15 protein-coding genes are annotated in these 9,991 nt (G+C 37.9%); 9 read left to right on the plus strand and 6 right to left on the minus strand.

What is annotated here, in order from left to right; genetic code table 11:
- Positions 1-173 precede the first annotated feature (173 nt).
- The 6 genes from K3248_RS07560 to K3248_RS07585 all read right to left on the minus strand — a co-directional run bounded on the left by K3248_RS07560 (position 174) and on the right by K3248_RS07585 (position 3,270).
- Positions 174-668, minus strand: a complete 495-nt coding sequence (locus K3248_RS07560) for a hypothetical protein (RefSeq protein WP_220717764.1) — start codon at positions 666-668, stop codon at positions 174-176.
- On the minus strand, positions 610-1,680 hold the full coding sequence (locus K3248_RS07565; protein WP_220717765.1) for a DUF1376 domain-containing protein: 1,071 nt from the start codon (positions 1,678-1,680) through the stop codon (positions 610-612). The genes K3248_RS07560 and K3248_RS07565 overlap by 59 nt, the downstream gene beginning before the upstream one ends.
- Entirely contained in the window at positions 1,670-1,990 is a 321-nt protein-coding gene (locus K3248_RS07570; RefSeq protein ID WP_220717766.1) for a YdaU family protein, read from the minus strand. The genes K3248_RS07565 and K3248_RS07570 overlap by 11 nt, the downstream gene beginning before the upstream one ends.
- A complete protein-coding gene (locus K3248_RS07575; protein ID WP_220717767.1) occupies positions 1,983-2,459 on the minus strand; it encodes a crossover junction endodeoxyribonuclease RuvC in 477 nt (158 codons plus the stop codon). Before K3248_RS07575 ends, K3248_RS07570 begins: the two co-directional genes overlap by 8 nt.
- A gap of 81 nt (positions 2,460-2,540) precedes the next feature.
- Complete coding sequence (locus tag K3248_RS07580) at positions 2,541-2,978, minus strand: hypothetical protein (protein ID WP_220717768.1); 438 nt, start codon at positions 2,976-2,978, stop codon at positions 2,541-2,543.
- 16 nt (positions 2,979-2,994) lie between these two features.
- Entirely contained in the window at positions 2,995-3,270 is a 276-nt protein-coding gene (locus K3248_RS07585; protein WP_220717769.1) for a helix-turn-helix domain-containing protein, read from the minus strand.
- A 93-nt stretch (positions 3,271-3,363) separates the two neighbouring features.
- On the opposite strand from K3248_RS07585, the gene K3248_RS07590 reads away from it, so the two are divergent.
- From K3248_RS07590 to K3248_RS07630, 9 genes are all read left to right on the plus strand, one after another.
- Positions 3,364-4,017 (plus strand): LexA family protein, encoded by a 654-nt coding sequence (locus K3248_RS07590; protein ID WP_144755024.1) that lies wholly within the window; start codon positions 3,364-3,366, stop codon positions 4,015-4,017.
- A gap of 19 nt (positions 4,018-4,036) precedes the next feature.
- Positions 4,037-5,092, plus strand: coding sequence for a type I restriction endonuclease (locus tag K3248_RS07595; protein ID WP_220717770.1), 1,056 nt, complete (start codon positions 4,037-4,039; stop codon positions 5,090-5,092).
- Between the two features lie 408 nt (positions 5,093-5,500).
- Positions 5,501-5,875, plus strand: coding sequence for a hypothetical protein (locus K3248_RS07600; RefSeq protein ID WP_220717771.1), 375 nt, complete (start codon positions 5,501-5,503; stop codon positions 5,873-5,875).
- Positions 5,876-5,943: 68 nt separating this feature from the next.
- Positions 5,944-6,372 (plus strand): antA/AntB antirepressor family protein, encoded by a 429-nt coding sequence (locus tag K3248_RS07605; protein WP_220717772.1) that lies wholly within the window; start codon positions 5,944-5,946, stop codon positions 6,370-6,372.
- Positions 6,365-7,108 (plus strand): Rha family transcriptional regulator, encoded by a 744-nt coding sequence (locus tag K3248_RS07610; protein WP_220717773.1) that lies wholly within the window; start codon positions 6,365-6,367, stop codon positions 7,106-7,108. Before K3248_RS07605 ends, K3248_RS07610 begins: the two co-directional genes overlap by 8 nt.
- Positions 7,109-7,120: 12 nt before the next feature.
- Complete coding sequence (locus K3248_RS07615; RefSeq protein ID WP_220717774.1) at positions 7,121-7,438, plus strand: hypothetical protein; 318 nt, start codon at positions 7,121-7,123, stop codon at positions 7,436-7,438.
- Between the two features lie 10 nt (positions 7,439-7,448).
- Positions 7,449-8,114: a hypothetical protein gene (locus K3248_RS07620; protein WP_220717775.1), complete on the plus strand. Its 666-nt coding sequence runs from the start codon at positions 7,449-7,451 to the stop codon at positions 8,112-8,114.
- A 437-nt stretch (positions 8,115-8,551) separates the two neighbouring features.
- Complete coding sequence (locus K3248_RS07625) at positions 8,552-9,328, plus strand: ERF family protein (RefSeq protein WP_220717776.1); 777 nt, start codon at positions 8,552-8,554, stop codon at positions 9,326-9,328.
- 1 nt (position 9,329) lies between these two features.
- Positions 9,330-9,953: a lambda exonuclease family protein gene (locus tag K3248_RS07630; RefSeq protein ID WP_220717777.1), complete on the plus strand. Its 624-nt coding sequence runs from the start codon at positions 9,330-9,332 to the stop codon at positions 9,951-9,953.
- The last annotated feature ends 38 nt before the right edge of the window (positions 9,954-9,991 follow it).

Consider the following 9,991-nt stretch of genomic DNA (forward strand, 5'->3'; position numbering starts at 1 on the left):
AGTTTGCATTTTATCGCTATAGTCTATTTACCTTAAATTTAACTGTACAAAGCGTTTTGTAGTTTTACGTATCAAACATCAAAAAATTAAACAATCGCTTTGTACGGTGCCTTTTTATCGATTTAAACGTATATCCATACAAATAGCATCTCTACTTTTCAACATTTTGCTAGCTAATCAATGGTTTTTATTATTCCTCCTATCCCACTTAAAACCTGTTCAAAATTGTGCTTTTGAATAATGCTAAGCGCTTTTGAAGCATCGCTTGCTTCTTGTGCTTTCAATGCCTTTTCACGGCTGTTCAAAACAGCTTTGCGTACAAGATTGGCTTTTCTCAAAAGGTTATCTTCCAAATCACGACATAACCTCACAAGTTCACGCGTGCTCGGAAAAAACGTATCCGATAAACCGTCTATCTCATCACATAAAATCCGTTTAACTGCTGTCATTAGTGACCATGCTGAAACTTTTTCTAAAGCCATTCCATAGGTTAATGCCATTCCCTCATGATCAGATTGTTGCGATATTTTTAAACCACATGACAGCATGCGAATAGCTTTGCCTATATCCTCTTTGCTTGCTTTCACTGCGAATAGCTCCTGCAACTGATCAGCAGCCTCTAAAGCAATCGCTTCCTGCTGTTTTGTTAATTGGCTGCCATCCTTCAAAACCAATGGGAACTCCTGTGGTGGTATCATCGCGTGAATGTGCTTCAAAGTATCCTCGATTTTCGATATCAAGGAGGCTGTCTGCGATACGTTCCCCAATGCTTTTTTGCTTTTGAGTGTAATTTCCATAATTTTTACCTTGTTGATTAATTTCGTATTTTTTTGAATTTCTTATCCAGTTACGCCATGTTGCTTGCCAATCAGTTTTGGTTGCATTTGCTCCAGCTTTTGAACGCCAGTAATCTCGAAATTTTGCAATCTCGATTTTGATACGCTCTGGAGGCAACCCCTCTGCAAGTGCAAAATCGTAATTTGGTTCAAAATCAGCAGGGATACGACAGCCTCGATGAGCTTTCGCTTGTTTTGCTTTTTTCGGAACGCTTTCTTGCTCGTGAATGGGAGGTTGGTTTTCTACACCCGCTTCGATTTGTTCTGATTGGCTTTTGAGAGCATCATCCTCGATTGGCTCTTCAACCAAATCGTTCGTTTCTAAATTTTCAGAATTAATTTCTTTTTTTGCTAAAACGATAGTTTTAGTTTTTTTATTATAACTGTTATTGTTATTGTTAATGTGTTGTCGTGATGAAGTCATCATGTTCTCATCATGACTTCGTGATGAATTCGTCGTGACTTCATCATGTTCTCTTGATGAGTTATCTTTCTGCTTATTTCTCCTAGTATTTGCGGCTTTTATAGCTTTTTCTGAAAGTCTACTTAAATTCTCATTGCAATTTTTTAATTCTTCTTCGACTTGTGCACTCCATAAATTTCCGTTTTCTAATTGAAGAATTAATTTTTTTCGAATGAGTTTTTCTAATGACTTTTTAAAAGCTTGTACTGAGCAGCCAACAGCGCGTGCTAAAACAGAAGTGTCGTCATAAATTGGTTCCTCTGCTCGATACATAAAAGCAGTGAGAGTGCTATAAGTAGCTTTCTCTGCTGCATCAGTACCAGCAAAGTCCATAATCCATTCTTGATAAAAATTACGTACCCAAGGCAATTTATTCGTCATAGTTGCCCTCCTGCTCTTGAGTAAAAGCAGCTTCTTTTAATTCTTTTTCAACACGCGTATTCCACAACCCATCATCTGTCTCAATAAGTTTATCATTCCTTATGAGATATTCGACAATCGTTGCAAATTTTTTCTGCGAACAATTGCAAGCGCGTGCAAGCGTTCCAAAGTCTGTTTTAATTGGTGCTTTTTTATCATACATGCGAACGAGAAGCGTCATATAAGCCCCCCTTTGCTCCAATGTCATTCCATCTGTACCACTTATCCAGTCATACAAATGGAATCTTATCCATGGCATACCATTAGACATGCATACCCCCTTCTTTCTTTAAATATAAAATTGCCAAAGCATCTGCTTCGTTGTCATCTTTAGGCGCGTGTCCTTTTGCACGCATTGCCTTTATCATCTCTTCTTTCGACGCATTTCCTTTGCCCGTTGTTACTTTCTTAATCGTACCAACTGGAATGCCTTCATACGGTATCTGATGATGTTCACACCACGTCGTTAAGGTTGCTAACAAACCGCCATAAATATGCGCTGCATCAGTCCCCACATGCCGGCGTACCTCTTCAAAGTACACGGCATCAATTTCATTTGCAGTCATCTTCATTTCAGTAAGCCATTGCTTAAAGCGTAAGTAACGCATACCACCGCCTTCAAAACGACGGGGCTGGAAATTCATGACACCACTGATGATGTGATGATCTGCACCACAAATAGCCCAACCTGTCTTAGTGCCTAGATCAAGACAGAGAATGGTTTGTGTGTTAGTGATCATAGTCCCCCCTTAAGGCTGTTGCCTATTTATCTGCACGCCATGATAAAGCGCATAGTCATGACTTTAAAAAAGTGGATTAACTTACTTAGAAGATACACTGCATGCATTATCTATTAATTTGATTTCTTCTTTTCTTTTTTCGATGAGTTCATCCCTTAAGAAATTAAGCTTATTTTCAACTAAGGCTACAAACAAGATCAGCCCATTTAAGTGATAAAAAGATGACAACTCTTGAGAAAAATAATTATCAAACCAAGTTGTAAAAGCTTGCGTAAACACAGATAAAAACCATTGATTAAAATCATCATACGGCAATAATGGAAAATATTTTCTATCATCACGCGCAAAGATACTATGCAGCATACAGACAATAAAATCTTTTGATGGGGGATTTATGCTTATTTCAAAACATGCATCTTGAGGCGAACGGACACCATAATATATGTCTTCCTGTCCAATCTTATTAACAAGATCGATCAACTGAACTTTGCTTATAGAGATCTGTGGTTCATTTATCATCTCTAATCTTTCTTCTTTAAACCTGTGAATTATGCTGTGGGTGTTTGTTATCAGCTGTAGTAAGTGGCACGCCCACCTCTTCAAGAGAGGGGCGTGGGTATAAATCGACATACCAGTCAACAGGACGAACAATACCATTGGTTGTCTTTTCAATCTTTAAGACAATTTCAGGCTCAGGAAACCGCAAGCCGCGTAAATACCTGTTAATCGTACTCTGTGCTACGCCAACTTGCTTCCCAAATTCGGCTTGAGATAGTTTATTTCGTGTGAGATATGATTTCAATTTTTCCATAACTCAAATAAATACCATAAAAGACTTTTTAGTCAATAAAAAAATACCTTTATGGACTTTGTTAAATAAGCAGTCTTGGTGTAGGTTTAGAGCATGCATATAATTAAAAAATTGAGGAAAGATTTGGGACTCACACAGGTGAAATTGGCTGAAAAAGCTGGTACCACGCAACCTCAAATAAAACGGCTTGAAAAAGGTGAGCGAAAATTAACCAAAGAGTGGGCGGAAAAGTTAGCACCACATCTTGGTGTAAAGCCGTTTAATCTTCTTTTCCCAGAAAACGAGGAAATACATCCCATATCTAATGCTATTGGAATGATACCGGTGATAGGAAAAGTTGCTGCTAGCTCGTGGATGTCGGTCGAAGATATGGATTTTGGATTTGATGACATAGAATATGTACCCAGCACCTCGAAATACCCAGCTCACTTTCAATTTGCTTTAAAAATCCAGGGCAACTGCCTTAACAAAATTGCTCGTGATGGTGATCAACTTATTTGCGTAGACATAATAAAAGCCGGCATTAATGTGGAACCTAACGATCTCGTGATAGTTGAACGCAGCCGATTCAATGGTCAAATGATTGAGCGTACAGCTAAACGTATACGTCAAACTATTAGTGGATTTGAACTATGGCCTGAAAGTACTGAACCCAATCATCAAGAACCTATCAAAATAAATGGGGCAACTGATGGAGAGGAGATTCGTATAGTTGGGAAAGTTCTTTGGATTTTAAGAAAACCCTGAAAACAAAGGAGAAGCGGGAATGGGGACAGTAGACGAGAGCTTAAAAATAATAGCTGATAAAGTCAAAAATCATTCAGATACTATGTTAACTGAAGAAGCGGTCAAAACAGCGGTCGTTTTACCGTTTCTGCGCGCACTTGGGTATGATATTTTCGATCCACTTGAAGTCATTCCCGAGTTTACTGCTGATGCCGTTGGTAAAAAAGGTGAAAAAGTTGACTATGCTATCCGTATAGACGGTGAGATACGTATTCTTTTTGAGTGCAAACCGATATCTTGCGAATTGAGTTCAAAGCATTTAAGTCAATTATATCGATACTTTAGTGTAACGAATGCTAAATTCGCGATTTTGACAAATGGTCGATTTTTTCATTTTTACACAGATCTTGATGCTGCAAACAAGCTCGATAATAGGCCATTCCTTACTTTTGATGTAATAGAATACAATACTGTGGTACTTACAGAGCTTAAAAAGTTTGAACGCTCAGCATTTAATATTGAAAATATATTGGTGACAGCTGAGCAACTCAAATATGTATCTGGAATAAAACAAAACATCCAAAAAGAAATAGAAAATCCGTCCGAAGGTTTTGTTCGTGTTGCTTGTGCGGATGTTTATGAAGGGCGCCTGACTGCTAATGTCTTAGAAATGCTCACAGGTGTTACTAAAAATGCGTTTCGCGAAGTAATATCTGATGCGGTAAAAAGTCGGCTTTCTAGCGCTTTACAAACAACAACTGAAACCGACAAGCAAGATAATATTGCTACATCTATTGGTAATGAACATGCCATAATAACGACCGAAGAGGAAGTTGAAGGCTTCATGATTGTCAAGGCAATTGCGCGCGAAGTTATTTCTGCCGACCGTATTGTTATCAGAGATGCAAAGTCGTACTGCGCTATTTTAATTGACAATAATAACAGAAAGCCGTTGGTTCGACTGCACTTTAACAGAAAACGTAAGCAACTAGCCCTTTTCGATACTGATATTGATGAAAAAGTCGATATTGAAACGCTAGATAATATTTATGATTTTGCAGACAGAATAAGAGAAACAGCAAAAAAATATTTATAAGATATTCTAACAACCTATGTATGCCCCGCTGAAGCGGGGTTTTTTTGTTCGTCCGCAGTTTTTATAAAAAACTACGGCGTTATCTACCCATCGATTGGCTCTGTCTGCACACTGCCCCAATTTTTCCTGCATATAAATTTCAAATACAGCTAACTGATTTATTTTTTTACGGGATACTAGAAAGTATCATGCCTCTACACTGAACGCTACAATACTCAAACCGATTCGTAATAAATATTAAAGTTCATTTATAAAAAAACCACTTTAGCATAAAATGGTTTGACCATAATAATCCTTTACGGTATATTCCTCTATAACAACATATCACGAAGAAGCAAAAGCCGATCTGGTGTAGATTAAATTACATTAACACAAACAATTGCCAAGAGGCGTTGGGGAGGGGAAATTATGGAAAAGCCAATTCTTATTAATTCCGATGAAATTTTATTAGTTGTCTACGATGATGATCAACACATTGCAGAGTCAGGACCACTTGATGCAAGCCAAGTTCAGGAAATTATTGATGAGGCAGATGATGCAATACAAATCCTTCGCGTAAATCCTTCTGAGAATAGTTGTGAAGATATCTCTGAAGAAATCGCAGAAGCATATGTAGAAAAAAATATCGAGCGTCTCGATGAGGATAGTGAAGTTCATTACTTTATACGCGAAAGTGATACCTACAATAGACTTTTAGACGATTTAGCACAGCAAAAATATGAAGATGAAGTCTATGGTACTTATGAAGAGCAGCACCGTTTGCGTCTTAGTGATGTGCTTTAAATTTCTTAAGGGCGCATTTAAAAGCGCCCCCTTTAATCTATCAATCTCCTATCAATATGAGGTCCATAATGGAAAAGCTTATTGCTATTCAAAGTACTACAATAAGACAACAAACTGTTCAAACCGTTAGTGCTCGTGATTTACATACCTTTTTAGAAGTAAAAATCGAGTTTAGAAAGTGGATAGCAAATTGTATTAAAGAATTTGGTCTTCGAGAAGATACCGATTTTGTGACGTCTACCAAAAAATTACCTTCACGTGGTGGTCCTTCTAAAGATTATGCTCTCACTTTAGATACAGCAAAACACATTGCCATTTGTGAACCTGGTCTCAAAGGTAAACAAGTGCGTGAATATTTTCTGAAATGCGAAAAAAAAGCAAATTCAAAAATTGATTATTCAAATCCTGAAACATTAGAAAACTTCTTAAGACATTTAGAAGCGCAAATTAAGCACAATGAAAATGTTGTCACAAAAAATGGAGTGAAACATGCATAATTTTATCACAACATCTGAAAGCAATTTTAATAACCAAACTGTTCAAACCATGTCTAGTCGTGAAATTGCAGAATTGTGTAATAAACAACATAAACACGTTATGCGTGATATTAAGCAAATGCTTGAAGAGCTGCACTCTAAAAGTACTGAGCCCAAATTTGGGCTGAGTGAATTTGTAGGTTTTTACAAAGATTCAACAGGTCGTACACTCCCTTGTTACAACCTCCCTAAACGTGAATGTCTCATTTTAGTTTCAGGTTACAGCATGACGTTACGTGCTAGGATTATAGACCGTTGGCAAGAATTGGAAAAGCAAGCAGTAACACCACAAATCGACTATTCAAGTCCAAAAGCTATGATTGGATTTTTGAATTATTTGCAAGGTCAAATAGATCAAAAAGACAGCATTATTGAAGATTTAACACCAAAAGCCATGGCACTTGAAAGTTTACAGCGCCACGATGGGCTCTTTGGTCTTACTGAAGCTGCGAAAATACTCGAGATGCAACCAAAACAATTCATTCAATTTTTACAGCAAAAAGGTTGGGTTTATAGGCGTGCAGCAGGTGGAAATTTACTCCCTTATCAAGACAAAATCCAAAAGCAACTGATGGATTGTCCAACCATCACACTTCAAACCGCGAGTGGAATAGAAAAAGTCATTCCTTGCGCAAAAATTACCACAAAAGGCATGGGGCTGCTGTCTCAAGAGCTTAAAAGACAAAGCATGCATTAAGAGGAGGTTATCATGATAAAAAAGAAATATAAACTCACTGATGAAACAATCAAAGTTGATGGAACAACGCTTTATCGCATACGCGCCTTAAAAGATTTTGATGATGTCAAAGAAGGCGACCTTGGAGGTTTTGTCGAGAGTGAATGGAATCTTAGCCATGATGATAATTGCTGGGTTGGAGGTAACGCTTGTGTTTATCAAAATGCATATATCTCTGAAAATGCCAAGGTTTATGATGCTGCCGAAGTTTATAATAACGCAAAAGTTCGTGGTAATGCCATAGTAGCCGGCGAGACAGCATTTTATGGAAGTGACGCTATTTTAAGGTAGGGCGATAATCATGGAAAAAAAATACGAATTAACTGATGAGACAATCAAAGTTGCCATTATAACACTTCATAGAATTAAAGCATTAAGAGACTTTGGAGATGTTAAAAAAGGTGATCTTGGTGGATTTATAGAGAAAGAAGATAACTTAAGCCATGAAGGCAACTGTTGGGTTGGTGATAATGCCTATGTTGGTGCTGAAGCACAGATTTTTGGCGATGCCAAGGTCTATGGCAATGCCAAGGTTGGTCGTCATGCCAAGGTTTATGGTGATGCACGTGTTTATGGGAAAGCATGGGTTATTGATGGTGCACATGTTTGTGGTAATACCAAGGTTTATGACCATGCCGAAGTTTTGGATGATGCAGAGGCTTCTGGCGGCGCCAAGATTTTTGACAATGCAAAGGTTTTTGGGAATGCAAAGGTTGGTAGCAGGTTTGATGTTTCTAGAAATGCCGAAGTTTCTGGTGATGCCAAGGTCTATGACAATGCAGAGGTTTTTGGCGGCGCCAAGATTTATGAGAATGCTAAGGTTTATGGCAATGCACGTGTTGGTAGCAGGGCTCGTGTTTTTGGGAATGCGAAGATTTTTGGTGAAGCAAGGATTTTTGGTGACGCCGAAATAACCGGAAATACAAAAATATCCATAATGGACCCTCTTTTAATGGAGGAGGGATAATCATGTATAGATATGAAATTAAGCCTACTTTATGTTCACAATTAGTTGTGAGTAATACCCACAACCTAGGTGAACTTTGTATAACTATCTCTGGAGACAAAGGTGAACCTTATGTAAGTACCATAATTCCTAAAGACAAAATGAATATCTTTTTAAATGAAAATAGTGTTGAGAAAATGGAGCTAAAACAATCCCAATGTTTTGCATACTCATACGAATTTAGACCGTTTACGTGCACTGGATTTGAAATGCAACCACTAAATTCAAATGATTTTTTTATTTTGACGCTATATTCAGATTATTGTTGTTTTATAAAACGCATTCCAATTGATCAGATTATACAACCTGTAAATCCGTCTTTCTAGCAAACTAACCAACTTTTAACACATGCGTGATTCACGCCACGGGTGAATTACGCTCCAATGGAGGAAATCAAGATGAGTGAACAAAACACTAACCTAACAGAAATTGAAGAAACACATCACTTAGCGGTTAAACAAACTGCTATGGAACGCATTTTAAACAGAGCCTTAGAAAATGACGTCGATATGGACCGTTTAGAGCGTCTTATCGCATTGCGGGAAAAAGAAATAGAACGACAAAATTACCAAAACTTTGTCCATGATCTTTCCAATATGCAAATAGAATATCAAAAAATACAAAAAAACGCTACAAACACCCATACAAATAGCCAATATGCTACGCTTGATCAGTATATTGATGCTGTAAAGGATACTCTTGCAAAACACCGTTTTGCTTTGTTTTCTCGTATCAAAGAACAGAGTTCAGAGAGCATAATTGTAGAAATGACTTTGACGCATCCTTCAGGAAATAAAATCTCAACAGAAGGAAAGTTTCCTCATGATACGAAAGGATGCAAATCAAACATACAAGCGGTTGGTTCCACACTTACCTATGCGCGCAGATATCTCTTAGGAATGCTTCTTAATGTTGTAAGTGAAGATGATGATACAGATGGAAATCCGCCAGTCAAAAGTGCTTGTCCGCAGCAGATCAATGAAATCAGAAAACTCATAGAACAAACCCATGCAGAAGAAGTGAAAATACTTGATTATGTCAAAGTCAAACAACTTGATAATATGTCTGATGGGCAAGCACAAATAGTGTTGCATCTTTTGAAAAATAAACAAAACAAACAAATGGCAAAAGCAGAACAATCTTTACCGCCACAAGAACAGCAAACGGTGGTGTGAGATGGAACAAAGAACAGCCGAATGGTTTCAAGCACGCTTAGGGAAAGTTACTGCATCTAATGTTTACAGCGTACTCAGCAAGACAGCAAAAGGATTGCCCACAAGCAAATATGAGGAATATAAAATCAAACTCATGACAGAACGATTAACAGGAGAAATAAGCCAATCTTATATAACACCAGCTATGCAATGGGGGATTGCACATGAAGAAAATGCACTAAAAGAATATGAATTCATTTATGACACAAATGTCACAAGATGTGGTTTCATACAACATCCGACAATAGGAATGGCTGGTGCTAGCCCTGATGGCTTTGTTGGTGAAGACGGTTTAGTTGAGGTAAAATGCCCACAATCAGTTCACCATCTGCGCTTTTTTATGGATGGTAATATTAAGTCTGAATATATCGCACAAATGCAATTCCAGATGGCTTGTACGGGACGCAAGTGGTGTCATTTCATTAGCTTTGATCCGCATTTTGTAGGCAGATCATCTCACTTGCGCATGAAAATCAAACGCGTCAATCGTGATGAAGAAAAAATTAAACAGATCAATCAAGCGGTTCAGATGTTCTTGGAGGAAATAGAGCAAGATATGAAACAAATCTTGACACAAGCTGCTTGATGTTATGGGGGCGCTTTCTCCTCCCAGCGTCCCCACCC

Origin of the sequence: Bartonella raoultii (assembly GCF_019659805.1) — a bacterium.
In the GTDB taxonomy this organism is placed as follows: Bacteria; Pseudomonadota; Alphaproteobacteria; order Rhizobiales; family Rhizobiaceae; genus Bartonella; species Bartonella raoultii.